Source organism: Enterobacter sp. WCHEn045836 (assembly GCF_003965585.1).
GTDB lineage: Bacteria > Pseudomonadota > Gammaproteobacteria > Enterobacterales > Enterobacteriaceae > Enterobacter > Enterobacter dissolvens.
The window spans coordinates 1-24,214 of sequence record NZ_RXPT01000018.1 but is presented as its reverse complement, the minus strand read 5'-3'; the positions used below and the strand labels follow the sequence as shown (position 1 = coordinate 24,214).

Here is a 24,214-nt window from a genome sequence, read left to right as displayed (position 1 = left end):
ATGGCTTATCAATCTCAGGACATTATTCGTCGTTCCGCGACTAACGGTTTCACCCCCGCGCCTCAGGCGCGGGACCACCAGCAGGAAGTGGCGAAGCTTATCGACGTGACTACCTGTATCGGCTGTAAAGCCTGTCAGGTGGCCTGTTCCGAGTGGAACGACCTCCGTGACGAAGTGGGTCACAACGTCGGGGTGTACGACAACCCGGCGGACCTGACCGCGAAGTCCTGGACGGTGATGCGTTTCTCGGAAGTGGAGCAGAACGACAAACTGGAATGGCTTATCCGCAAAGACGGCTGTATGCACTGTGCGGATCCGGGCTGCCTGAAGGCGTGTCCGTCAGAAGGGGCTATCATTCAGTATGCCAACGGTATCGTCGACTTCCAGTCCGAGCAGTGCATTGGCTGCGGCTACTGCATCGCGGGCTGCCCGTTCGACGTACCGCGTCTGAACCCGGAAGACAACCGCGTCTACAAATGTACGCTGTGCGTTGACCGCGTGAACGTCGGCCAGGAGCCTGCGTGCGTGAAGACCTGTCCAACCGGCGCTATCCACTTTGGCTCCAAAGAGGATATGAAAACGCTGGCGGCCGAACGCGTGGGCGAACTGAAAACCCGTGGTTACGATAACGCTGGCTTGTACGATCCGGCCGGCGTGGGTGGTACGCACGTCATGTACGTATTGCACCATGCCGACAAACCGAATCTGTATCACGGCCTGCCGGAGAACCCGGAAATCAGCGCGACAGTGAAATTCTGGAAAGGCATCTGGAAACCGCTGGCGGCGGTGGGCTTTGCTGCCACCTTCGCGGCGAGCATCTTCCATTACGTCGGTGTCGGTCCGAACCGCGCGGAAGAGGAAGACGATAACCTGCATGAAGAGAAAGACGAGGTGCGCAAATGAAAAAACGTGACACCATCGTGCGCTACACCGCGCCGGAACGCATCAACCACTGGGTCACCGCCTTCTGCTTCATGCTGGCGGCGATAAGCGGGCTGGGGTTCTTCTTCCCGTCCTTCAACTGGCTGATGCAAATCCTGGGGACACCGCAGCTGGCGCGTATCCTGCACCCGTTTGTTGGCGTCATCATGTTCGCGTCGTTCATCATCATGTTTTTCCGTTACTGGCACCATAACCTAATCAATCGGGATGATATCTTTTGGGCGAAGAATATTCGTAAGATCGTCGTCAACGAGGAAGTGGGTGATACCGGGCGTTATAACTTCGGCCAGAAGTGCGTATTCTGGGCGGCGATTATCTTCCTGGTCCTGTTGCTGGTCAGCGGCGTGATCATCTGGCGTCCGTATTTTGCGCCTGCTTTCTCAATCCCGGTGATCCGATTCGCGCTGATGCTGCATTCATTTGCCGCAGTGGCGTTAATTGTGGTTATCATGGTGCATATTTACGCCGCCCTCTGGGTGAAAGGCACCATTACCGCGATGGTGGAAGGCTGGGTCACCAGCACGTGGGCGAAGAAACATCACCCGCGCTGGTACCGTGAAGTCCGCCAGAAACAGGAAAAGTCATCTGAATGAGTATTCGCATAATCCCGCAAGATGAGCTGGGGTCGAGCGAGAAACGTACGGCGGAATATATTCCGCCGTTGTTATTCCCCAGACTCAAGAACCTCTACAACCGCCGCGCAGAGCGTCTGCGCGAGCTGGCAGAGAACAACCCGCTGGGCGATTTTCTGCGTTTTGCCGCGCTGGTTGCCCATGCGCAGGAAGTGGTGCTGTACGACCACCCGCTGCAAATGGACCTGACGGCGCGCATCAAAGAAGCCAGTAAGCAGGGCAAACCGCCGCTGGATATTCATGTGCTGCCACGTGATAAGCACTGGCACAAACTGCTGCATTCGCTGATTGCCGAACTGAAGCCCGAGATGAGCGGCACCGCGCTGGCGGTGATTGAAAATCTCGAAAAAGCCTCCGATCTGGAACTGGAAGAGATGGCAAGTGCGCTGTTTGCTTCTGATTTCTCGCAGGTCAGCAGTGATAAAGCGCCGTTTATCTGGGCGGCGCTGTCGCTCTACTGGGCACAAATGGCCAGCCTGATCCCCGGCAAAGCGCGCGCCGAATACGGTGAAGCACGTCAGTTCTGCCCGGTGTGTGGCTCAATGCCGGTCTCCAGCATGGTACAAATCGGCACCACTCAGGGCCTGCGCTACCTGCATTGCAACCTGTGTGAAACCGAGTGGCACGTGGTGCGTGTGAAGTGCAGCAACTGCGAGCAGACCCGCGATCTCAACTACTGGTCGCTGGAAAATGAAGACGCGGCGGTGAAAGCCGAAAGCTGCGGCGACTGCGGCACGTACCTGAAGATTCTGTATCAGGAAAAAGACCCGAAAGTTGAAGCGGTGGCCGACGATCTCGCCTCGCTGATTCTTGACGCGAAGATGGAGCAGGAGGGCTTTGCCCGTAGCTCGATTAACCCGTTCCTGTTCCCGGGTGAAGGGGAGTAATCTCCTGTGAGAGTGCCGGGCGGCGCGAGCTTGCCCGGCCTACACCTCGACAGCAATACCAGCCGTCTGATATGCCAGATGCTCTTCAGTCCGTAGTCCAGGTTCCGTCTAAAGACGCGTTATCGCTTAGCATCGCTTCCACGGCCAATCTCAGGCAACATCCGCACTTTATGTCTGTGACAAAAGCAGATAATAAAAAAGCGCTCGCCTTTGCGAGCAGCTTTCAAGATTTTTCCCCTCAACAATATTCTTGTTTTCTTTTGAAACAAACCAGGCTATAAAACTGTTCATCCATACAGTAAAAGGGAATTTTCATGGCGCTGGAACAGGGTATTGCACAACTGGTTCAGGGGTTTATCGCTGCAGGTCGGCCCTCTTCACGTCGCCAGAGCATTGAGGTGCGACGAGCAGGCTATATTGCCAGCACGAGACTTGCCGGGGAGACCGAAACGCGCGTTCAGGTGGAGACGCTTGTTCTTGAGGGTCTTACCATTCGGGTATTTTCACCTCTCAATGCGCCTGAAATATTGCCTGCTGCCATCTACTACCACGGCGGTTGTTTTGTCAGCGGTGGGTTTGAAACCCATGACAATCAGCTTCGCCAGCTGGCGTTCTACGGTCATTGTCGGGTGATTGCGGTTCAGTACAAGCTCGCACCGGAGCATACGTTCCCCGCCGCGCATGACGACGCAGAGAGAGCGGCGGATCTTGTCTGGCAAAATGCAGAAAAAGTCGGTGTGGATAAAAACCGGATGACGCTGTGTGGAGACAGTGCAGGAGGCCATCTGGCGCTGGTAACGGCGCTGCGGCTCAAGGCTAAAGGCTTCTGGAACCCGGCGCAGCTCATTCTTATCTACCCCATGCTTGATGCCACGGCGAGTTTCGAAAGCTATACCCTCAATGGCCTGGACTACGTTATCACGCGCGATACGCTGCTGAGTGGTTATGAGATGTACCTGGCAGAGACAGACCGCCTGCATCCTGAAGCCAGTCCACTCTGGCGGGATGATTTTAACGGCCTGCCGCCGGTACACATTATTACCGCCGAGTACGATCCGCTATGCGACGAGGGTCAGGCGCTTTATCAACATATGACAGAACAAGGCGTTATTTGCACGGCTCAGCATTGGCTGGGTGTCATCCACGGCTTCTTCCAGCTTGGCGGCGTTAGTCCATCGGCGCGAGACGTTCTTCGGGACATCGCCTGGCGGATCAACTCCGCCCGGCGATAACAAAGGGGAACCTTATTCCTCCTCGTTCCCGCCCTCTTCATACGCGCCAAAGGGCTTCGCAGGGAGAACGATATAGGTGCCTTCAAACACCGCGCCTGGGGCTTCATCGCCAAAGAGTTCAACCTGCATCTGTACACGGGCTTTGCGGCCGCGCGCCAGACGGTCAAGATCGCCGCCCAGGGAACCGAGATCGGCTACGGCACTGGGCTTGCCGCTTATCGGTGCGCTGTAGCGAATATGGGCATCTGCCAGGATGATCGTGCCGCCAAGGTGACGTTCACGCAGCATCAGCCAGATAAGCCCCCAGCCGGTGAGTGTGGCCAGCGAAAACAGGCTGCCAGCAAACAGCGTGTGGTGCGGGTTCTGGTTGCCGGTTTCCGGCATGGTGGTAATGAATTTTTGCCCGGTGTACTGCTGAATTCGCACCCCCATCTTTTCACTCAGAGGGATGTGCTGATACCAGGCTTGCTGTAACTGCCCGCACCAGTCGGCGCGATGGAGAATGTCATCCAGCGTGGCGATGGGTTTGATCATCAGAAAGTGACGAATCGGCGTGGTTTGCGGGGTCGTAATTTCGCCCTGGTTAACAAAACCGAGTTTAGCGAAGAACTCAACGGCATCTTCGCGGGCGCTACAGGTCACGCGTTTGACACCTTCCTGACGAGCCACAGACTCCAGGGTCATCGCCATCAGCGTGCCTAGCCCTTTATCCTGCACGGAGGGATGAACCGCCATAAAACGAATAGAGGCTTCGTTATCGGCGTTAATATACAGACGCCCGACGGCAACGAGGTTACCCTCTTCGTCCATCACCATCTGGTGATGTGCCATGGCGTCCCAGGCGTCGCGCTCAGACCCTTTAGGCTGATGTAATGGCTTGCGCAGCATTTCCCAGCGGAACTGGTAATAAGCTTCTAACTCTTCTTCCGTTTGCGGTACTCGAAGGTGATACATAGCTGTACTCTCTCTTGTTACCCGCGGCCACGCCGCCAGTTGGCTCATACCTGGAGCCAGAATGTGACGGGGCCATCGTTCACCAGCGATACCTGCATATCTGCAGCAAATCGTCCGGTTTGCGTATTCATTTCCTGTTGGCGACAACGCTCAACAAAGTAGTCGTAAAGCGCTTCTGCCCGATCCGGGGCCGCACCTTTTGAGAAACTCGGGCGCATGCCGCGTTCGGTATCGGCGGCCAGCGTGAACTGGGAAACCACCAGCACGCTCCCGCCCGATTGCTGAACGTTGAGGTTCATCTTGCCTTCCGCATCGCTAAAGATACGGTAGCCCAGCACGCGTTCACATAAGCGGTTGGCTTTTTGTTCGTCGTCATCCTTTTCGACACCTAACAACACCAAAAGTCCTGGGCCAATTTCACCCGTCACCTCTCCCTCCACGGTGACGCTGGCACGGGTTACGCGCTGTATCAATGCAATCATGGTTGGTCTGCTTCTTGTTGTTTTTCAGCTTCTGCTGCTTTTTTAAGTTCGCGGTATACGCCGAGAGTGACAGTTATTTCCGCACCAAGCAAGACGATACACCAGGTCCAGTAAACCCAGACAAACAAAATGGGGATCACCGCCAGCACGCCATAAATCAGCTGATAGGAGGGGAACATGGTGATGTAAAGGGCAAACCCCTTCTTGCCCAGTTCGAAGAGCACTGCAGCCACCAGCGCCCCGACAACCGCATCACGGTTCGGCACGCGCGTGGTCGGCACCACACTGTAGAGCAGCCAGAAAGAGAGCCACGATAAAATCAGCGGGAAAATACGTAAAACGTTATCAATGGCACCATTGAGATCGCTGGCCCAACGCAGCGAAAGCAGATAGGAGCTGATCGCGAGGCTCGCCCCCGCCAGCAACGGGCCGAGGGTTAAAATCATCCAGTAAACAGCAAAGGAATAGACCTTCGGGCGGATTTTTTTGCTCCGCCAGATAGTATTAAGCGCACTGTCGATGGAATACATCAGCAGCAGCGCCGTGACGATAAGGCCGCACGTCCCCACAGCCGTCATCTTGCTGGAGTTGGCAACGAACTGCTCAATGTAGTTCTGGATAACATCCCCGGTTGCAGGGATAAAATTCGCAAAGACAAAATGACGCAGTTGCAGGCTGACGTCCGCAAACATCGGAAAGGCGGAAAAAAGCGCAAAAATAACCGCCACCAGCGGTACCAGGGAGAGCAACGACACGTAGGCGAGGTTACCCGCCAACGTGGTCATGTTGTCCTCATCAATACGGTGCCAGAGGAGTTTTAGCCATGCCCTGAGCGGGCGAGTATGGTGCGTGGCTTTTTGATGAACGGTTTTTAGCATAACTGCTTCGCAAAGTAGTTCGGTATCGTCTCTTTTCCGGTCACCAGAATTGACGTAATACCCAACTGGTTAGCTCCCTCTATATTATCGGCATTGTCATCGAAAAAGACCGCATCGGACGCGGAGAATCCTTCCGCTTGCAGAACAGCCTGATAAATTCGCGCTTCGGGTTTACGCATCCCCATCTCCTGAGAGAGATAGATTTTGTCTGCCGCAGCCTTAACTTCAGGGTATTCTTCAGGCCAGAACGTGGTGTGCAGGCGGTTGGTATTCGACAGCACGACGACCCGGTGACCCTGCTCGCGAAGTTTATGCATGATGTCGATAACCTCAGGGCGGATAGCGACAAATACAGCCTGCCAGCCGTGGGAGAACTGTTCGTAGCTTAACGGCAGATCCATTTCCTGGCACAGACGTTCAGCAAACACTTCATCGCTGATCTCACCCCGTTCATGCTGATGGAATGTCTCGCCCATGGCGAAACTCTGTTTTAACGTCGCCAGCGGGACACGGCTAAAATCGCTCCATGCGCCCAGCACCCGATTGAAATCGATATCGACGATTACATTTCCTAAGTCAAAGATATAAAGCATGTTTATCTCCTGCTCGCCGTGGAAAAGTAACTGTAGCGGGAAAGATAAGCTTTGGCTATGAAGTACGCACAGGGTAGAAAAAGAAAAACCCCGCCACAAGGACGGGGTTTTGTTGACCAGAGAGGAGTGTATTACTCTTCTTTCGCACCGCGCATTGCACGTTTACGATCGTTCTCGGTCAGGTGACGTTTACGGATACGGATAGACAGTGGAGTCACTTCTACCAGTTCGTCGTCATCGATGAATTCCAGAGCCTGCTCCAGCGTCATCTTGATCGGTGGAACCAGAACCGTTGCTTCGTCAGTACCGGACGCACGCATGTTGGTCAGTTTCTTACCGGTCAGGCAGTTTACAGTCAGGTCGTTAGAACGACTGTGAATACCGATGATCTGGCCTTCATACACTTCAGCACCGTGACCCAGGAACAGCTTACCGCGATCCTGCAGACCGAACAGCGCAAACGCAACCGCTTTACCCTGACCGTTGGAGATCAGCACGCCGTTGTTACGCTGGCCCACTTCGCCCGGACGTACGTCGTCGTAGTGGCTGAAGGTGGAGTACAGCAGACCGGTACCGGAAGTCATGGTCATGAACTCAGAACGGAAGCCGATCAGGCCACGGCTTGGGATCACGTAGTCGAGACGTACGCGGCCTTTGCCATCTGGATTCATGTTTTTCAGGTCGCCTTTACGCTCACCCAGAGCCTGCATCACAGAACCCTGGTGCTGCTCTTCAACGTCCAGCGTTACGTTTTCGAACGGCTCTTGTTTACGGCCGTCGATCTCGCGGAAGATAACTTTCGGACGGGAAACCGCCATTTCGAAACCTTCACGACGCATGTTTTCGATCAGAACAGACAGGTGCAGCTCACCACGACCGGAAACGCGGAATGCATCAGCGTCTTCGGTTTCTTCAACGCGCAGCGCAACGTTATGCACCAGCTCTTTGTTCAGGCGGTCAAGGATCTGACGAGAGGTAACGAATTTACCTTCTTTACCACAGAACGGAGAGGTGTTGACGTTGAAGAACATGGTTACCGTCGGTTCATCAACAGACAGGGCTGGCAGCGCTTCCACGTTCTGCGGGTCGCAGATGGTGTCAGAGATGTTCAGCTCGCCCAGACCGGTGATCGCGATGATGTCGCCCGCTTCAGCCAGATCGCTGTCGATACGCTCCAGACCCAGGTGAGTCAGCACTTTGCCCACTTTACCGTTACGGGTTTTGCCTTCGCTATCGATGATAGTAACCTGCTGGTTCGGCTTCACTTTACCGCGCTTGATGCGGCCGATACCGATAACGCCAACGTAGTTGTTGTAGTCCAGCTGGGAGATCTGCATCTGCAGTGGACCATCGAGATCAACATCCGGAGCCGGTACGTGATCGACAATCGCCTGATACAGCGGGGTCATGTCTTCCGCCATATTTTCGTGATCCAGACCCGCAATACCATTCAGCGCCGAAGCGTAGATGATAGGGAAGTCCAGCTGCTCGTCGGTCGCATCAAGGTTAACGAACAGGTCGAACACCTGATCAACAACCCAGTCAGGACGTGCGCCAGGACGGTCAACCTTGTTGATAACAACAATAGGCTTCAGGCCATGGGCAAATGCTTTTTTGGTCACGAAACGCGTTTGCGGCATTGGGCCGTCAAAGGCGTCAACCACCAGCAGCACGGAATCCACCATGGACATCACGCGCTCAACTTCACCACCGAAGTCGGCGTGCCCTGGGGTATCAACGATGTTGATACGGTAGTCATTCCATTTGATAGCGGTGTTTTTCGCGAGGATGGTAATCCCACGCTCTTTCTCCAAATCGTTGGAGTCCATCACACGCTCTTGAGTTTCGGCACGAGCATCAAACGTACCGGATTGCTGCAGCAGCTTATCAACCAGGGTAGTTTTACCATGGTCAACGTGCGCGATGATGGCGATGTTACGCAAATTTTCGATCACAACTTTGCCTCAGGCATTAGAAATAGCGCGTTATTGTACACGGATTAATCGCACTACAAAACAGGATCACAAACATCCCCCGCAAACAAGTATTGCAGAGATGCTTTGTGATCGCTTTCACGGAGCGTAAAAAGGGCACTTTAACGAAAATTGCACCAATATGGTGCTCAGTGTTCACACTGAAGCACTATACTGGTGCAACATAACCATTGTGGTGCAGCACTTTTGCACTATGGTGCGCATGATAACGCCTTTTTGGGGTGTTTTAAAAGTTGGCACAGATTTCGCTTTATAAAAATACGGCAAAAAGATGGCCTCATAGCCACCTTGATAGAAGTTGAAGACCTCGTTACCACGACGACAATGACCAATCTGGAGAGTTAAGTATGTCCGCTGAACACGTTTTGACGATGCTGAACGAACATGAAGTGAAGTTTGTTGATCTGCGCTTCACTGATACCAAAGGTAAAGAACAGCACGTCACAATTCCTGCTCATCAGGTAAACGCCGAATTCTTTGAAGAAGGCAAAATGTTTGACGGCTCCTCCATTGGTGGCTGGAAAGGCATTAACGAATCTGACATGGTTCTGATGCCAGACGCGACCACGGCGGTCATTGATCCATTCTTCGAAGAGCCAACCCTGATCATCCGTTGTGATATCCTCGAGCCAGGCACGCTGCAGGGCTACGACCGCGACCCACGCTCCATCGCTAAACGCGCTGAAGAGTACCTGCGTTCTACTGGCATCGCAGACACCGTTCTGTTCGGACCAGAACCAGAATTCTTCCTGTTCGATGACATTCGTTTCGGTGCCTCTATCTCTGGCTCCCACGTGGCTATCGACGACATCGAAGGTGCATGGAACTCCTCCACCAAATACGAAGGTGGTAACAAAGGTCACCGTCCTGGCGTGAAAGGCGGTTACTTCCCGGTTCCTCCGGTCGATTCCGCACAGGACATTCGTTCCACCATGTGTCTGGTGATGGAAGAGATGGGCCTGGTGGTAGAAGCTCACCACCACGAAGTGGCGACTGCGGGTCAGAACGAAGTGGCAACCCGCTTCAACACCATGACCAAAAAAGCGGACGAAATTCAGATCTACAAATACGTTGTGCACAACGTTGCGCACCGTTTCGGTAAAACCGCGACCTTCATGCCAAAACCAATGTTTGGCGACAACGGTTCCGGTATGCACTGCCACATGTCCCTGTCCAAGAACGGTACCAACCTGTTCTCTGGTGACAAATATGCAGGTCTGTCTGAGCAGGCGCTGTACTACATTGGCGGCGTAATCAAACACGCTAAAGCGATCAACGCCCTGGCGAACCCAACCACCAACTCTTACAAGCGTCTGGTCCCAGGCTACGAAGCACCTGTTATGCTGGCTTACTCTGCACGTAACCGTTCTGCTTCTATCCGTATCCCGGTGGTGGCTTCTCCTAAAGCGCGTCGTATCGAAGTGCGCTTCCCGGATCCAGCGGCTAACCCATACCTGTGCTTCGCAGCACTGCTGATGGCCGGTCTGGACGGTATCAAGAACAAGATCCACCCAGGCGAAGCGATGGACAAAAACCTGTACGACCTGCCACCAGAAGAAGCGAAAGAGATCCCACAGGTTGCTGGCTCTCTGGAAGAAGCCCTGCAGGCGCTGGACGCAGACCGCGAGTTCCTGACTGCGGGTGGCGTATTCACTGATGACGCTATCGATGCCTACATCGCCCTGCGTACTGAAGAGAACGACCGCGTGCGCATGACTCCGCATCCGGTTGAATTCGAACTGTACTACAGCGTTTAAGTTACAACGGGTTTCGCGCCACTCTTCAGGCGCGGCCCCGAAAGCTTTTTTTTGTTGCCGTGGAAACTTTCAGCCCATCTCCGGATGGGCTTTTTTCTCCACCAACAACCTGATCTCACGCGCTTTTTACGACGAAAAAGCTATACTGCACTAAATTAGTGCAACCAACTCCAGGAGACTGCTGAATGGCAACTGGCACGCTGCCCGATGCTGGGCAGATCCTCAATTCGTTAATTAACAGCATTTTGCTGGTCGACGACGAGCTGGCTGTTCATTACGCCAACCCGGCGGCGCAGCAACTGCTCGCCCAAAGCGCACGCAAACTGTTTGGCACTCCGCTGCCAGAATTATTGAGTTATTTTTCGCTGAACATTGGCCTGATGCAGGAAAGTCTGCAGGCCGGTCAGGGGTTCACCGATAACGAAGTGACGCTGGTCATCGACGGGCGCTCGCATATTTTGTCGCTTACCGCGCAACGTCTTCCTGAAGGGCTGATCCTGCTCGAAATGGCGCCGATGGACAATCAGCGCCGACTGAGCCAGGAGCAACTTCAACATGCGCAGCAAATTGCCGCCCGCGATCTGGTGCGGGGCCTGGCGCATGAAATCAAAAATCCGCTGGGCGGATTACGCGGGGCGGCGCAGCTGTTAACCAAAGCGCTGCCGGACCCTGCGCTGGCGGAGTATACCAACGTCATCATTGAGCAGGCCGACCGTCTGCGCAACCTGGTTGACCGCCTCCTCGGGCCGCAACAGCCAGGCATGCACGTTTCAGAAAGCATTCATAAAGTCGCTGAGCGGGTGGTGAAACTCGTTTCGATGGAGCTGCCGGAGAACGTCACCCTGGTGCGGGATTATGACCCCAGCCTGCCGGAACTGGCGCACGATCCGGACCAGATTGAGCAGGTCCTGTTGAATATTGTGCGTAATGCGCTGCAGGCTCTGGGACCGGAAGGCGGCGAAATCATTTTGCGTACCCGTACCGCTTTCCAGCTCACCTTGCATGGCGTGCGCTATCGGCTGGCGGCACGCATCGACGTTGAGGATAACGGGCCGGGGATCCCGTCTCATCTGCAGGACACCCTGTTCTACCCGATGGTCAGCGGTCGCGAAGGCGGTACCGGGCTGGGGTTATCCATTGCCCGCAGTTTGATCGATCAACACTCTGGAAAAATTGAATTTACCAGTTGGCCGGGACATACCGAGTTTTCGGTTTTCCTGCCGATTAAAAAATAAAGGTGACGTTTATGCAACGAGGGATAGTCTGGGTAGTCGATGACGATAGCTCCATCCGTTGGGTGCTTGAACGCGCGCTCACAGGAGCGGGATTAAGCTGCACGACGTTTGAGAGCGGCAGCGAAGTGCTCGACGCACTCACCACCAAAACGCCGGATGTTCTGCTGTCGGATATTCGTATGCCGGGTATGGACGGGCTGGCGCTTTTAAAGCAGATCAAACAACGCCACCCGATGCTTCCGGTCATCATAATGACGGCACACTCCGATCTGGATGCCGCCGTGAGCGCCTATCAGCAAGGGGCATTCGATTACCTGCCCAAACCGTTTGATATCGACGAAGCGGTCGCGCTGGTTGAGCGTGCCATTAGCCATTACCAGGAGCAGCAACAGCCCCGTAATGCCCCCGATTTCGGCCCTACCACGGACATCATTGGCGAAGCACCGGCCATGCAGGATGTGTTTCGCATTATTGGCCGTCTGTCGCGTTCGTCCATCAGCGTACTGATCAATGGTGAATCGGGAACCGGGAAAGAGCTGGTCGCGCACGCCCTACATCGCCACAGCCCGCGGGCAAAAGCGCCGTTTATCGCCCTCAATATGGCGGCGATCCCGAAGGATTTGATTGAATCCGAACTGTTCGGCCACGAGAAAGGCGCCTTTACCGGGGCAAATACTATTCGTCAGGGCCGCTTCGAACAGGCAGATGGGGGAACGTTGTTCCTGGATGAAATTGGTGATATGCCTCTGGATGTTCAGACCCGCCTTCTGCGTGTGCTGGCCGACGGACAGTTTTATCGCGTAGGCGGTTATGCGCCAGTAAAAGTGGATGTGCGCATTATTGCCGCGACACACCAGAATCTGGAGCAGCGCGTGCAGGAGGGTAAATTCCGTGAGGATTTATTCCATCGCCTGAACGTTATTCGCGTCCATCTGCCGCCATTACGTGAACGCCGTGAAGATATCCCTCGCCTGGCACGTCACTTCCTGCAGGTTGCCGCGCGTGAACTGGGTGTAGAAGCTAAACTGCTTCACCCGGAAACCGATGCCGCCCTCACCCGCCTGGCCTGGCCGGGGAACGTGCGTCAGCTGGAAAACACCTGCCGCTGGCTCACCGTCATGGCCGCCGGACAGGAGGTATTGATTCAGGATTTACCGGCTGAGCTGTTTGAAGCGACCGCGCCCGAAAGCAGCACAGGCCATGCGCTGCCGGACAGCTGGGCGACGCTGCTGGCACAGTGGGCCGACCGCGCACTGCGTTCCGGTCATCAAAATTTGCTTTCTGAGGCGCAGCCGGAGATGGAACGCACGTTGTTAACCACCGCGCTCCGTCATACGCAGGGCCATAAACAGGAAGCAGCCCGCCTGCTGGGATGGGGACGTAATACCCTGACACGCAAGCTTAAAGAGCTGGGAATGGAGTGATTTTCACTTCTGTGTAAAGATTATTAATTGAGCGCAAATTGCCGTTATTTTGCGCTTTACTGTGTCGATGAGTTTTGTATGATCGTGCCCGGAAATTGGGGGTGAACATCATGCTGGAAACATTAGTCAATATGCTCTCTAGCGGAGCAGCTGAAAGCCACACGCCGCAAACCGCAGTTGCTGCTGTGTTGTGTGCGGCGCTGGTTGGGCTGTTTAGCTAGCGGGTAAAAATGTAAAAGCCGGGTGGCGGCTTCGCCTTACCCGGCCTACGTTTCGCGCTTTTGCGGCTTAAATCACCCGCGAGAACTGCTGCAGACGCGCTTTCTGGCGAAGGTAAGCGTCAAAGCACATGCAGATATTACGAATCAACAAACGCCCTTTCGGCGTGACCTCAATCGCTCTCTCCGACACATCCACCAGCCCGTCTTTCGCCAGCGGCGCCAGGAGCTTCAGGTCTTCTGCAAAATAATCGCTGAAGTGCAGATCCCACAGCGACTCAACGTCGCTGAAATCGAGACGGAAGTTGCAGATAAGCGCCTTAATCACATCACGACGAATGCAGTCGTCACGTGTTAACGCGATGCCGCGCCACAGCGCGTTGCCCTTTTCATCCACCTGCTGATAGTAGAGCTTCAACTCTTTCTGGTTCTGCGCGTAGCAGTCACCAATCATGCTGATGGCGGAAACGCCCATCCCCAGCAAATCGGTATCGCCCTGGGTGGTGTAACCCTGGAAGTTACGATGCAGTACCCCTTCGCGCTGAGCAATGGCCAGCTCGTCATCCGGACGGGCAAAGTGATCCATGCCAATAAACTGATAGCCGGTTTCGGTCAGCGAGGTAATGGTTTCCTGCAGAATATCCAGCTTCTGTTGAGCAGAAGGCAGATCGGCATCTTTGATTTTGCGCTGCGCGGCAAAGAGCGTCGGCAGATGCGCATAGTTAAATACGCTCAGGCGGTCCGGGTTGAGTTCGGCTACGCGTTTAAGCGTGAAAGCAAAGCTGTCCGGCGTCTGCTTTGGCAGGCCGTATATCAGGTCGATATTGGTTGAGGTGAAACCAATTTCACGCGCATGGTTGAGTAAGGCAAAGATAAATTCTTCGTCCTGCTCGCGGTTCACCAGACGCTGGACCTCTTTATTGAAGTCCTGCACGCCCATACTCAGGCGATTGAAGCCTTCGGCACGTAAATGATCCAGCACATCCAGCTCGATTTCTCGCGGATCGACCTCGATCGAGATTTCTGCATCTTCCTTAAAATTGAAGTTGCCGCGTAAAAGCGCCATCAAGCGGCTGATCTGTGCTTTATTCAGATAGGTTGGCGTACCGCCGCCCCAGTGAAGCTGGCTGACGTGACGACCAGTAAACAACGGCGCGCGGTGCAAAATTTCCTGCTCCAGCGCATCCAGATACTGATCGGCTTTATGTTGCTGACGGGTGACGATTTTATTGCAGCCACAGAAGTAGCAGAGTTTATGGCAGAACGGAATATGGACGTAGAGCGACAGCGGGCGCTCTGGATAGCGCGCGATAGCCTGCTGAAACTCCCCCTCGCCGAAGGCATCAGAGAATTCCAGCGCGGTAGGGTATGACGTATAACGCGGCCCGGAATAGTTATACTTCTGGATCAGGGCCAAATCCCAGTCGATAGATGGTACAGACATGCTCACTCCTTCCGTTGGTGTCGCGTTCGTATACGGCGGCCCGTTCTGGCCCCATTGCGGACCATCATTCGGGTGCGCAGCCACTTCTGTCGCCGCGACAACCGCCGTAGTTTAACGAATAACCACACCAGATAACATATAACCGGAAGGGTTATAAGCAGGACTATCGTTCCTGCCGGGTGCAAATGTTAGTTTCCACCCTTCAGAAGACGCATCATATCTTCCTGCTTTTCGTCTTCTTCTTCGTCTTCGTCATCGTCGTATGACAGGCCCAGCTTCTGCATCAGTTCATCGATGCGATCCAGTTTGGCATCCACCCATGACTGCTCTTCGGCGGTCAGGGTTTCACCCTCTTCAAGACGTTCCAGCAGCGCGTCCAGGCGCTCATCGTTCTCCAGCAAATCCAGCTCAGCCTGCGGTGAAAGCATAGGTTTCTCGCTCTTTGGTTTGTGCTGCTTAGTGACCGGGGTGTCTGTCACGCCCAGTGGAATGGGAGTTTTACTGCCGATACGCGGATCTTTCTGCGGCTTATTTTTCGCAGAAGCGCCAGATGCACCGCCACCGTTTGCACGGCTACCCGCAGCATGACCGCGATGTTTTTTATCGCGTTTGCGATCGCGCGCTTCCTGGTTCAGTTCTTCGCGCGTTTTGCGGCGTGCTTTGGCAGGGCGTTTAGCGCCCGCTGCAGAGGTCGGTTTTTTCATGATATTTTATCTTTAAGTCGTTTTCTTCAGTATAGAATTGCGGCGAAATCTAGCAGAAAGCAAGCAAAGAAAAAAGGCGACAGAGCAATCTGTCGCCTTTTTTCCTGACTCACAACCCTTAACGGGTCAGACATTCCGTGTTTGCCTACAACAAACCCTGTTTATCCTTTGGCTGATACCGTCCGTGTACGGTTCCCTTTCCTGTTAAAACGCCTCCAGGCGCTGGTCATCCTGACAATCCTGCGTCTTCGCCTCCTGGCGCTCCTGACCCTTATCCCTAAGTCCTTATCCTGTTGGCACCCCCGCCTTGACGCACACTTTACCTTGTTCAGTTAAACTAACAAGCAACGAAAGAGTACAAAAACGGATTTTCAGATAATGACTCAATATTAATCCTATGATTTAAAACAGTTTGTATTTTTTTACACCTGCGATTTCTCTGAAATCTCCCATAGTATTAATAGCCGATCTCTCACATCGGCCAGGGCTTAAGCCTACAGGCCAGGTACAATGAAAAAAGCCTTTTGCCCGCATTCAGGTATAATCCCCCGCAGATTACGATTTTTGGAGACGACCACGTGACTACCTGGAACTACCAACAGACGCATTTTGTCACCAGTGCGCCCGATATTCGCCACCTGCCTTCTGATACCGGCATCGAAGTGGCCTTTGCTGGCCGCTCGAATGCGGGTAAATCCAGCGCGCTGAATACGCTGACCAATCAGAAGAGCCTGGCGCGTACCTCAAAAACACCTGGCCGAACTCAGCTCATTAACCTGTTTGAAGTGGCTGAAGGCAAACGCCTGGTCGACTTACCGGGGTACGGTTACGCGCAGGTACCGGAAGAGATGAAGATCAAGTGGCAGCGTGCGCTGGGTGAATACCTGGAAAAACGCATGTGCCTGAAAGGTCTGGTCGTGCTGATGGATATCCGTCACCCGCTGAAAGACCTTGATCAGCAGATGATCGACTGGGCTGTCGCAAGTGATATTGCTGTTCTGGTGCTGCTGACAAAAGCGGATAAGCTGGCGAGCGGCGCGCGTAAAGCGCAGGTGAATATGGTTCGCGAAGCAGTACTGGCCTTCAATGGTGACGTGCAGGTTGAGCCGTTCTCCTCGCTGAAAAAGCAGGGGGTGGATAAGCTGCGTCAGAAGCTCGATAGCTGGTTCAACGAGCTGGAACCCGCGACAGAAGCGGAAGAAGAGTAATACCCGGCGCGGAAATGTCCGCGCTTTTTTTTATCTGAAATTTTCTTTGCCGCAATAAAAAACGCCCCAGTCATTACTGACTGGGGCGGCTAAAATATTCAGCCAAATCCGATTACGTGAAGTAAAAGGTCTGAAAGATAGAACATCTTACCTCTGTACCCTACGCCGCTAACTCTACCCCTTTTTTTGCTGTAGAAAAAGCACTTTTTGTAGTTTTTTTTCATTCTTTACATAGGGAATTCTAATGATCGTCACAAAACGCACGTCGTTATGTTGCTAACTTACATAAAAAGCGCGTTATTCGCCGAACCGTTAGTGAGCCTGATCCCAGTTTTCACCACTCCCCACTTCCACCAGCAACGGCACATCAAGTTTCATGCTGCTTTCCATCAGTTCGTGGATCTTCTTCGACACGCTAACGAGATCGTCTTTGTGCACTTCGAACACCAGTTCATCGTGTACCTGCATGATCATTTTTACACGCGGTTTCTCTTTTTCCAGCCAGGCATCCACGGCAATCATTGCGCGTTTGATAATGTCAGCAGCGGTTCCTTGCATCGGGGCGTTGATTGCGGCACGTTCTGCGCCCGCACGCCGCGCCGCATTGCTGGATTTGATGTCAGGTAGGTAGAGACGACGACCGTCCAGGGTTTCAACGTAGCCTTTCTCCTTCGCCTGAGCGCGGGTGCGTTCCATATACTCCAGTACACCCGGATAACGCTCGAAGTAGAGATCCATATACTTCTGCGACTCTTTACGCGGAATATTGAGCTGGCGTGAAAGACCGAAGGCGCTCATGCCGTAAATCAGGCCGAAGTTGATTGCTTTCGCACTGCGGCGTTGTTCGTTTGTCACGCTGTCCAGCGGCAGACCGAAGACTTCAGCGGCGGTTGCCCGGTGGATATCCTTCCCTTCGGCAAATGCTGTCAGCAGCCCCTTATCACGCGAGAGGTGCGCCATAATGCGCAGCTCGATTTGCGAGTAGTCAGCAGAGACAATCAGATAGTCATCAGGCGCAATAAACGCCTGACGAATGCGTCGCCCTTCTTCATTTCGTACCGGGATGTTCTGCAGGTTTGGATCGGTCGAGGAGAGTCGACCAGTAGCCGCCACCGCCTGATGGTATGAGGTATGCACACGACCCGTTTTCGGGTTGATCATCAGCGGCAGCTTATCGGTGTAAGTCGATTTCAGCTTTGCCAGACCACGGTACTCCAGAATGACTTTTGGCAGTGGATAATCCAGCGCCAGCTCCTCCAGCACCTCTTCCGAGGTGGATGGTGCACCGCCTGGCGTTTTCTTCAGCGGTTTGATCCCCTGCTTTTCAAACAGGATGGTTTGCAGCTGTTTTGGCGATGAGAGGTTAAACGGCTCACCGGCAAGCTCATGCGCCTTTTGCTCAAGTTCGGTCAGACGCTGGGCAAGTTCACCCGAGTGGTTATGCAGTACCGTCGGGTCGATTTTTACGCCGTTACGCTCGATGCGTGAAAGGACAGGTACCAGCGGCATCTCGATGTTCTGAAACACATTCAGCGGCCCTTCGTGCTTCTGCAGTTTTGGCCACATTTTCAGATGCAACTGCAGCGTGACGTCGGCATCTTCTGCCGCGTAGCGTCCTGCCTCTTCCAGCGCAACCTGGTTAAAGGTGAGCTGATTTTTGCCTTTTCCGGCAATCTCTTCGAAGGTGATGGTTTTGTGCTTCAGCCAGCGGTCAGACAGGGAGTCCATATCATGACGACCCGCTACGCTGTCCAGAATGTAGGATTCCAGCATGGTATCAAACGCGATACCGCGCAGCTCAATACCATAGTTTTGCAGAATACCGCGGTCGTATTTGAGGTTTTGCCCTACCTTCAACGCCTTGTCGTTTTCCAGAATCGGCTTAAGCAGCTCAAGCACGCGTTCGCGCGAGAGTTGCTCCGGAGCGTCCAGGTAATCATGTGCAACGGGAACATAAGCAGCGATACCCGGCTCTGTCGCAAAGGACAGGCCCACCATATTGGCGGTAATGTTATCCAGACTGTCGGTTTCCGTGTCGAAAGCAAACACCGGCGCTTTTTTCAGTTTCTCGATCCAGGCAACCAGCTGTGACTCTTCAAGAACGGTTTCGTAGTGCTCAAAAGAGAGCGCAGCGGCTTCCTCTTCTGCCTGATCGTCGGCATCGATGACAATCGTCTCTTTTGGCTTCGCTGCAGGTTTGGCGCCTTTTGCCTGCAGCCATTTACCGGCTTCCACGTCGGTGGTCCAGCGCTTAAATTCATATTTTTTAAACAAACCCAGCAGATCGTCAGCTGATGGCTGTTGCACTTCTAGCTGTTCACATCCCAGTTCCAGCTCAACATCGGTTTTAATCGTCGCCAGCTTATAGGAGAGATAAGCCACCTCTTTATTCTCTTCCAGCTTCCCGGCCATAGTTTTTGCGCCACGGAAGGAGAGCCCGGCGATTTTGTCAGACTCCGCATACAGCGTATCCAGCCCACCCAGTCCCTGAAGGAGCGCCTGTGCCGTTTTTTCGCCAACGCCCGGCACGCCCGGGATGTTATCTGATGAATCGCCCATCAATGCGAGGAAGTCGATAATCAGCTCTGGCGGCACGCCATATTTTGCGACCACCTCTTCAGGGCCGAGGATGGTGTTGGTCATGGTGTTAATCAGGGTGATCCCTGGCGTCACCAGCTGCGCCATATCTTTATCACCAGTACTGATGAGAACCGGACGGCCCATTTTTTCGGCTTCACGGGCCAGAGTGCCAATGACGTCATCCGCTTCCACACCTGAAACCGCCAGCAGTGGCAGACCCATCGCTTTCACCATCGCATGCAGCGGCTCAATCTGCGCACGCAGATCGTCAGGCATTGGCGGACGGTGGGATTTGTAATGCTCAAACAGCTCATCGCGGAAGGTTTTGCCTTTCGCATCAAATACGACTGCCGCGTGGGTTGGCTGATACTGAAGGATCAGGCTGCGCAGCATGTTAAGCACACCGTACATCGCGCCGGTAGGTTCCCCTGCGCTATTGGTCAGAGGAGGAAACGCATGATACGCCCGATACAGGTAAGAAGAGCCGTCGACGAGAATAAGAGGGTTTTCTGGGATCTGAACCATAATGTCCGTGCCTTTAATCAATTTATGGGTAAAGGATGCCACAGAAGGATGAAAACATCAGTTATTAGCGCCTGATACAGGAAAAGATTTTGCGATCGTGAGGATCGCTCGCAAAAACAAATCTGTGGATAACTTTGTGAATACTTTCACTTCATATGAATAACAAACGCTACAATCTCACAGGGCTATATAATTTACACTTAATTATCATGCTGTTATATGCAACCCCTGATTTATATTGCCTGATGATGAAAATATAGCATATGTGGATATATACCCCGTTTGCGGCGTAATTGTAGTGAAATCTTCTGCGGCGGGAGATAAGCCATCATGTCACAGTATGAAAGCGCCATTATTTTGTCTGATTTCTGATAAAATCAGCGCCCTGCACCGAATAATCGGTCGCTTAATTACAGCTAACTATTTGAAAAAGCTCATCATGTCGAGATTGCTCGCTGCAATAACATTACTGTTAAGCATCATTTTAACTATTCTGGTGACGATCGCCTGTTCTGTACCGATCATTATCGCCGGGATAATTAAATTGCTGTTACCTTTGCCTACGGTTTGGCGAGCCGTGTCGGCGTTTTGTAATTTCATGATGTACTGCTGGTGCGAAGGGTTAGCCACCCTGCTGTACCTGAACCCCCATCTTAAGTGGGACGTTGAGGGTCTCGAAAGACTCAATAAAAAGAACTGGTATCTGCTGATCTGCAATCACCACAGCTGGGCCGACATCGTGGTGCTATGCGTGCTGTTCCGTAAGCATATCCCGATGAATAAATACTTCCTGAAGCAACAGCTGGCCTGGGTACCTTTTATCGGCCTGGCCTGCTGGGCGCTGGATATGCCATTTATGAAACGCTATTCGCGCAGCTATTTGATTCGTCACCCGGAGCGTCGTGGTAAAGATGTGGAAACGACGCGACGTTCGTGCGAGAAATTTCGCGCTCATCCAACGACAATTGTGAACTTTGTCGAAGGCTCACGGTTTACAGACGAGAAGCGTCTCCAGACTCGCTCTCCATACCAGAACCTGCTGCCGCCCAAGGCGGCGGGAATTGCAATGGCGCTTAACGTGCTGGGGGCGCAGTTCGATAAATTACTGAACGTGACGCTCTGCTATCCGGAAAACGATAAGACGCCTTTCTTCGATATGCTCAGCGGCAAGCTGACGCGTATTGTTGTTCGTGTCGATCTGGTGCCAATTGATACCGAACTGCATGGGGATTACGTTAACGATAAGAACTTCAAACGTCGTTTCCAGCTTTGGCTTAATACGCTCTGGAAAGAGAAAGATGAGCAGATAGAGAACATCAAAGCTTCAAACAAAAACGCCGGTCAATGACCGGCGTTTTTATATCATTGGGTTTACTTCTTCTCGACCAGGTATTTCACGGTGTCTGCGTACTGCTGTACGAAGATATCCATGCTGCTGGTGTCCATGCCCTGCATGTTCAGCTGATATTTGCCGTTAACATACATCGCCGGAACGCCCTGCAGTTGCAGATCGGCAGCAGCTTTTTCCTGTTGAGCCACCAGAGATTTCACGACAAAGCTGTTCCACGCAGCGTCATAGTCTTCACCTTTCACACCAGCGTCAACGAACACTTTACGGATATCAGCCGTGGTCTGAACGGTCTGGGTTTTCTGAACGGCTTCAAACATTGGAGAAGTGATCTTATCTTCCACACCCAGTGCAATGGCAACAGCCCACGCCTGAGTCAGGTCTTTACCCAATGGACCCAGGAATTCTACGTGGTATTTAGTCATTTTGGTGCCTTCCGGCAGCTTTTTCTTCACGTTGTCAGAAACATGCAGCACCTGCTCGAACTGGTAGCAATGTGGGCAATAGAACGAAAAGAACTCCAGAACCTGTGGCTCGCCAGCAACGGGCTTTTCCAGTGTGATGTACTGTTTGCCGTCGGTAAACTGCGCTGCAGAAGCGCTAAATGCCAGAATCATACCTGCCAGCGCCAGCCAAATTTTTTTCATGATTAACTCTCTCCTGGGTGTGTCCAATTAATACATCGGCGTTAATTGCAGAGGGGGCTCCTGAAGAACCTTAACCTGCTCAGTAAATGTGGATATCTGGCTACGCCAGTAATCCTCTCCGGTAAGCCACGGGAAATTACGAGGAAATGCGGGGTCATCCCAACGCCTGATTAACCATGCGAGATAATAAACAAAACGCATCGCGCGTAAAGGCTCTATCAGGGCAATTTCGTCTGAATTAAAAGGGCTAAACTCTTCATAGGCTTCAATAATCGTTTCAAGCTGCATACGTTGCTCGGCTTTGTCGCCGTTGAGCAGCATCCACAAATCCTGCACGGCCGGCCCCATCCGCGCATCATCGAGGTCAACAAACAAAGGGCCATCGCGCCAGAGAATATTCCCGGCATGACAATCACCATGCAGACGCAGAACGGAAATATCATCGCGCCAGCAGGCTTTTACCGCCCCAATAAGTTTATCCGTCGCGCTGAGAAACGCGTCCTTCAACGCAGAGGGGATAAGCGCTGAGGTTTCGAAGACCTGACGGGGTTCAATAAGGTATTCCTGAGTACCTATAGTCGGACGGGCAATAAACGGCGTTTTGCGTCCCGTCTGATGCATGCGCCCCAGATAGCGGGCAACCCACTCCATTTGGTCGATATTGTCCGCTTCAAACTGGCGGCCCCCCAGACTGGGAAATACGGCGTAGTAAAACCCTTCGTGCATAAGCAGCGTTTGGTTATTGAATTTTATCGGGGCGGCAACAGGAACTTCATCATTCAGCAGATCGTGAGCAAACTGATGCTCTTCCTGAATTTGTTCAGCGGACCAGCGCTTGGGACGATAGAACTTCACAACGAAGCGCTGACGATCCTCGTCCTGGAATTGATAGACGCGGTTTTCGTAGCTATTTAATGGGGTTAGCCCGGAATCCACCCGAATACCCTGCTCAAACAGCGCATCCATAATGGTATCCGGGTGTAATGTCTGGAAAGTGAAAGCCTGGTCGTTCATCCGATCATCCGGAAATTATACGAATGATTCAGGATATCATCTTGTGGCGATTTCGGTGCCGCCGCTTACAAGCTTTTACTCTTTAATTACGCCTCGGGCGCGCAGCAATGCGGTTTTAAAATCTTCCTCATAATCTTTCTGAATACCAGGAATAACAGCATCTTTGGCAGAGTCACGCATTTTGAGGTGATAGATCAGGATATCGTCAGAAAGGTCTGTCAGTTCACCTTCAAAACCTGACTCTTTCGCCAGTTTCTGTAAAAATTGCATCAGATTCAGCTCTGGCTCTTTTTGCCAGGCTGGCTGGAGGAGTTCAATGACTTCATTCAGACGTTTACATTTCATGGTGGTGCTCCTTTCATTTAGAGTGACACGTTAGCAGGGTCAATCCCACAATAAAAGAGGCGATATTTGTGAATCCGGGTCAGGAAATCATCGGAGTGGTTCTGGCGGGTGGCAGAGCAACGCGCATGGGGGGACAAGATAAGGGGCTTCTGCACCTTAACGGTAAGCCATTATGGCAACATGTTGCTGATACGCTTGCAGATCAGGTTACGGCAATGGCTATCAGTGCCAACCGCCATATCGATATTTATCAACGCAGCGGATACCCCGTATATCAGGATACTCTTGGGAATTACCCCGGACCGTTGGCCGGCATGCTCTCGGTTATGCAGCAGTCTCTGGCAGAGTGGTTTGTTTTCTGCCCGTGCGATACGCCGTTTATTCCCTCTTGTCTTGTCGAGCGTCTGATGACGTTTCGTGGCGTAGCGCCGGTTGTGTGGGTACATGACGGTGAGCGTGATCATCCTGCTATTACGTTGATTCATCGAACATTAATTCCAGCGCTGCAGGATTATCTGACAGCTGGAGAGCGAAGAGTGATGGTGTTTATGCGTCAGTCAGGCGGCCATTCCATTGATTTTAGCGACTGGAAATCTGCATTTGTGAACGTGAATACGACGGAAGATTTACAGACCATGCAGGAGAAAAAATGACGCCTGTTTTAGCTATTGCAGCCTGGAGTGGTACCGGGAAAACGACGTTGCTTAAAAAGCTGATACCCGCACTTTGTGCCAGAGGCATTCGCCCCGGACTGATCAAACATACCCACCACAATATGGATGTCGATAAACCGGGAAAAGACAGCTATGAACTGCGTAAGGCAGGTGCCGCGCAAACCATGGTGGCAAGTGATCAGCGCTGGGCATTGATGACGGAAACGCCTGATGAAGCACCGCTGGATCTCGCGTATCTGGTCAGTCGGATGGATCATTCCACGCTGGATCTGGTGCTGGTTGAGGGGTTTAAGCATGAAGCAGTTGCAAAGATCCTGCTGTTCAGAAGTGATGCCGGGCACGATGTTAGTGAGTTAACGCTGGATGAGCATGTGATTGCGGTGGCCAGCGATGTCGCTCTCGATGTTGAGGTTCCGGTGCTGGATTTAAATGATGAGGATAGGATTGCTGAGTTTATTGTGGGATGGTGTGCGGTCTGATGCCCTCTCCCGCAGAGT

Annotated in this window: 23 protein-coding genes; 12 read left to right on the top strand and 11 right to left on the bottom strand. The window is 52.9% G+C overall.

The features are described from left to right. The 4 genes from fdxH (at window position 1) to EKN38_RS20505 (ending at window position 3,693) form a co-directional block, all read left to right on the top strand. The gene (fdxH, locus tag EKN38_RS20520; RefSeq protein ID WP_014833793.1) at window positions 1-903 is read left to right on the top strand and encodes a formate dehydrogenase subunit beta; all 903 of its coding nucleotides are present in this window, start codon (window positions 1-3) and stop codon (window positions 901-903) included. Next, on the top strand, window positions 900-1,535 hold the full coding sequence (gene fdoI / locus EKN38_RS20515) for a formate dehydrogenase cytochrome b556 subunit (RefSeq protein ID WP_014833794.1): 636 nt from the start codon (window positions 900-902) through the stop codon (window positions 1,533-1,535). Before fdxH ends, fdoI begins: the two co-directional genes overlap by 4 nt. Then, window positions 1,532-2,461: a formate dehydrogenase accessory protein FdhE gene (gene fdhE / locus EKN38_RS20510; RefSeq protein WP_014833795.1), complete on the top strand. Its 930-nt coding sequence runs from the start codon at window positions 1,532-1,534 to the stop codon at window positions 2,459-2,461. The genes fdoI and fdhE overlap by 4 nt, the downstream gene beginning before the upstream one ends. 314 nt (window positions 2,462-2,775) lie before the next feature. Continuing rightward, window positions 2,776-3,693, top strand: a complete 918-nt coding sequence (locus tag EKN38_RS20505; protein ID WP_014833796.1) for an alpha/beta hydrolase — start codon at window positions 2,776-2,778, stop codon at window positions 3,691-3,693. A gap of 12 nt (window positions 3,694-3,705) precedes the next feature. On the opposite strand, the gene fabY is transcribed toward EKN38_RS20505, so the two are convergent. From fabY to typA, 5 genes are all read right to left on the bottom strand, one after another. Beyond that, a complete protein-coding gene (gene fabY / locus EKN38_RS20500) occupies window positions 3,706-4,647 on the bottom strand; it encodes a fatty acid biosynthesis protein FabY (RefSeq protein WP_043951722.1) in 942 nt (313 codons plus the stop codon). Between the two features lie 44 nt (window positions 4,648-4,691). Then, window positions 4,692-5,129: a D-aminoacyl-tRNA deacylase gene (dtd, locus tag EKN38_RS20495; RefSeq protein WP_014833798.1), complete on the bottom strand. Its 438-nt coding sequence runs from the start codon at window positions 5,127-5,129 to the stop codon at window positions 4,692-4,694. Further along, window positions 5,126-6,007 (bottom strand): virulence factor BrkB family protein, encoded by an 882-nt coding sequence (locus EKN38_RS20490; RefSeq protein ID WP_126522575.1) that lies wholly within the window; start codon window positions 6,005-6,007, stop codon window positions 5,126-5,128. The genes dtd and EKN38_RS20490 overlap by 4 nt, the downstream gene beginning before the upstream one ends. After that, complete coding sequence (gene yihX / locus EKN38_RS20485; RefSeq protein WP_014833800.1) at window positions 6,001-6,600, bottom strand: glucose-1-phosphatase; 600 nt, start codon at window positions 6,598-6,600, stop codon at window positions 6,001-6,003. Before yihX ends, EKN38_RS20490 begins: the two co-directional genes overlap by 7 nt. Before the next feature lie 131 nt (window positions 6,601-6,731). After that, window positions 6,732-8,555 (bottom strand): ribosome-dependent GTPase TypA, encoded by a 1,824-nt coding sequence (typA, locus tag EKN38_RS20480; protein WP_014833801.1) that lies wholly within the window; start codon window positions 8,553-8,555, stop codon window positions 6,732-6,734. Between the two features lie 386 nt (window positions 8,556-8,941). Between typA and glnA the strand changes: the two genes are divergently transcribed. From glnA to EKN38_RS20455, 4 genes are all read left to right on the top strand, one after another. Further along, window positions 8,942-10,351 carry a glutamate--ammonia ligase gene (glnA, locus tag EKN38_RS20475; RefSeq protein ID WP_008501856.1) on the top strand — a complete coding sequence of 470 codons (1,410 nt, stop codon included), beginning with the start codon at window positions 8,942-8,944 and terminating at the stop codon, window positions 10,349-10,351. Window positions 10,352-10,536: 185 nt separating this feature from the next. Next, window positions 10,537-11,586, top strand: a complete 1,050-nt coding sequence (glnL, locus tag EKN38_RS20465) for a nitrogen regulation protein NR(II) (RefSeq protein WP_014833802.1) — start codon at window positions 10,537-10,539, stop codon at window positions 11,584-11,586. 11 nt (window positions 11,587-11,597) lie between these two features. Then, window positions 11,598-13,010 carry a nitrogen regulation protein NR(I) gene (gene glnG / locus EKN38_RS20460; RefSeq protein ID WP_014833803.1) on the top strand — a complete coding sequence of 471 codons (1,413 nt, stop codon included), beginning with the start codon at window positions 11,598-11,600 and terminating at the stop codon, window positions 13,008-13,010. Between the two features lie 110 nt (window positions 13,011-13,120). Then, window positions 13,121-13,231, top strand: a complete 111-nt coding sequence (locus EKN38_RS20455; protein ID WP_032670298.1) for a YshB family small membrane protein — start codon at window positions 13,121-13,123, stop codon at window positions 13,229-13,231. 67 nt (window positions 13,232-13,298) lie between these two features. On the opposite strand, the gene hemN is transcribed toward EKN38_RS20455, so the two are convergent. Together hemN and yihI are read right to left on the bottom strand one after the other, a co-directional pair. Then, window positions 13,299-14,672: an oxygen-independent coproporphyrinogen III oxidase gene (gene hemN / locus EKN38_RS20450; protein ID WP_014833804.1), complete on the bottom strand. Its 1,374-nt coding sequence runs from the start codon at window positions 14,670-14,672 to the stop codon at window positions 13,299-13,301. Between the two features lie 188 nt (window positions 14,673-14,860). Beyond that, window positions 14,861-15,376 (bottom strand): Der GTPase-activating protein YihI, encoded by a 516-nt coding sequence (yihI, locus tag EKN38_RS20445; RefSeq protein WP_014833805.1) that lies wholly within the window; start codon window positions 15,374-15,376, stop codon window positions 14,861-14,863. 578 nt (window positions 15,377-15,954) lie between these two features. On the opposite strand from yihI, the gene yihA reads away from it, so the two are divergent. Continuing rightward, window positions 15,955-16,584 (top strand): ribosome biogenesis GTP-binding protein YihA/YsxC, encoded by a 630-nt coding sequence (gene yihA / locus EKN38_RS20440; protein WP_014833806.1) that lies wholly within the window; start codon window positions 15,955-15,957, stop codon window positions 16,582-16,584. A gap of 312 nt (window positions 16,585-16,896) precedes the next feature. On the opposite strand, the gene polA is transcribed toward yihA, so the two are convergent. After that, entirely contained in the window at window positions 16,897-19,689 is a 2,793-nt protein-coding gene (gene polA, locus EKN38_RS20435) for a DNA polymerase I (RefSeq protein ID WP_014833807.1), read from the bottom strand. 439 nt (window positions 19,690-20,128) lie between these two features. On the opposite strand from polA, the gene EKN38_RS20430 reads away from it, so the two are divergent. After that, entirely contained in the window at window positions 20,129-21,037 is a 909-nt protein-coding gene (locus EKN38_RS20430) for an acyltransferase (RefSeq protein WP_014833808.1), read from the top strand. A 23-nt stretch (window positions 21,038-21,060) separates the two neighbouring features. Here EKN38_RS20430 and dsbA read toward each other — a convergent pair whose 3' ends face one another. The 3 genes from dsbA to EKN38_RS20415 form a co-directional block, all read right to left on the bottom strand. Then, on the bottom strand, window positions 21,061-21,684 hold the full coding sequence (gene dsbA, locus EKN38_RS20425) for a thiol:disulfide interchange protein DsbA (protein WP_014833809.1): 624 nt from the start codon (window positions 21,682-21,684) through the stop codon (window positions 21,061-21,063). A gap of 27 nt (window positions 21,685-21,711) precedes the next feature. After that, on the bottom strand, window positions 21,712-22,698 hold the full coding sequence (locus EKN38_RS20420; protein ID WP_014833810.1) for a serine/threonine protein kinase: 987 nt from the start codon (window positions 22,696-22,698) through the stop codon (window positions 21,712-21,714). Window positions 22,699-22,773: 75 nt separating this feature from the next. Then, window positions 22,774-23,043, bottom strand: coding sequence for a YihD family protein (locus EKN38_RS20415; RefSeq protein ID WP_013099387.1), 270 nt, complete (start codon window positions 23,041-23,043; stop codon window positions 22,774-22,776). A gap of 68 nt (window positions 23,044-23,111) precedes the next feature. On the opposite strand from EKN38_RS20415, the gene mobA reads away from it, so the two are divergent. Then, the gene (mobA, locus tag EKN38_RS20410) at window positions 23,112-23,696 is read left to right on the top strand and encodes a molybdenum cofactor guanylyltransferase MobA (protein WP_014833811.1); all 585 of its coding nucleotides are present in this window, start codon (window positions 23,112-23,114) and stop codon (window positions 23,694-23,696) included. Continuing rightward, window positions 23,693-24,196 (top strand): molybdopterin-guanine dinucleotide biosynthesis protein MobB, encoded by a 504-nt coding sequence (gene mobB / locus EKN38_RS20405; protein ID WP_063411865.1) that lies wholly within the window; start codon window positions 23,693-23,695, stop codon window positions 24,194-24,196. Before mobA ends, mobB begins: the two co-directional genes overlap by 4 nt. The last annotated feature ends 18 nt before the right edge of the window (window positions 24,197-24,214 follow it).

Bases quoted from the DNA above. Each gene is read 5' to 3' on its own strand.
- glnG (WP_014833803.1), top strand. From the start codon at position 11,598: ATGCAACGAGGGATAGTCTGGGTAGTCGATGACGATAGCTCCATCCGT.
- fdhE (WP_014833795.1), top strand. From the start codon at position 1,532: ATGAGTATTCGCATAATCCCGCAAGATGAGCTGGGGTCGAGCGAGAAA.
- fdoI (WP_014833794.1), top strand. From the start codon at position 900: ATGAAAAAACGTGACACCATCGTGCGCTACACCGCGCCGGAACGCATC.
- mobB (WP_063411865.1), top strand. From the start codon at position 23,693: ATGACGCCTGTTTTAGCTATTGCAGCCTGGAGTGGTACCGGGAAAACG.
- dtd (WP_014833798.1), bottom strand. From the start codon at position 5,129: ATGATTGCATTGATACAGCGCGTAACCCGTGCCAGCGTCACCGTGGAG.
- yihI (WP_014833805.1), bottom strand. From the start codon at position 15,376: ATGAAAAAACCGACCTCTGCAGCGGGCGCTAAACGCCCTGCCAAAGCA.
- EKN38_RS20505 (WP_014833796.1), top strand. From the start codon at position 2,776: ATGGCGCTGGAACAGGGTATTGCACAACTGGTTCAGGGGTTTATCGCT.
- EKN38_RS20420 (WP_014833810.1), bottom strand. From the start codon at position 22,698: ATGAACGACCAGGCTTTCACTTTCCAGACATTACACCCGGATACCATT.
- dsbA (WP_014833809.1), bottom strand. From the start codon at position 21,684: ATGAAAAAAATTTGGCTGGCGCTGGCAGGTATGATTCTGGCATTTAGC.
- EKN38_RS20455 (WP_032670298.1), top strand. From the start codon at position 13,121: ATGCTGGAAACATTAGTCAATATGCTCTCTAGCGGAGCAGCTGAAAGC.
- fabY (WP_043951722.1), bottom strand. From the start codon at position 4,647: ATGTATCACCTTCGAGTACCGCAAACGGAAGAAGAGTTAGAAGCTTAT.
- polA (WP_014833807.1), bottom strand. From the start codon at position 19,689: ATGGTTCAGATCCCAGAAAACCCTCTTATTCTCGTCGACGGCTCTTCT.
- glnA (WP_008501856.1), top strand. From the start codon at position 8,942: ATGTCCGCTGAACACGTTTTGACGATGCTGAACGAACATGAAGTGAAG.
- glnL (WP_014833802.1), top strand. From the start codon at position 10,537: ATGGCAACTGGCACGCTGCCCGATGCTGGGCAGATCCTCAATTCGTTA.
- EKN38_RS20490 (WP_126522575.1), bottom strand. From the start codon at position 6,007: ATGCTAAAAACCGTTCATCAAAAAGCCACGCACCATACTCGCCCGCTC.
- fdxH (WP_014833793.1), top strand. From the start codon at position 1: ATGGCTTATCAATCTCAGGACATTATTCGTCGTTCCGCGACTAACGGT.
- yihX (WP_014833800.1), bottom strand. From the start codon at position 6,600: ATGCTTTATATCTTTGACTTAGGAAATGTAATCGTCGATATCGATTTC.
- EKN38_RS20415 (WP_013099387.1), bottom strand. From the start codon at position 23,043: ATGAAATGTAAACGTCTGAATGAAGTCATTGAACTCCTCCAGCCAGCC.
- hemN (WP_014833804.1), bottom strand. From the start codon at position 14,672: ATGTCTGTACCATCTATCGACTGGGATTTGGCCCTGATCCAGAAGTAT.
- EKN38_RS20430 (WP_014833808.1), top strand. From the start codon at position 20,129: ATGTCGAGATTGCTCGCTGCAATAACATTACTGTTAAGCATCATTTTA.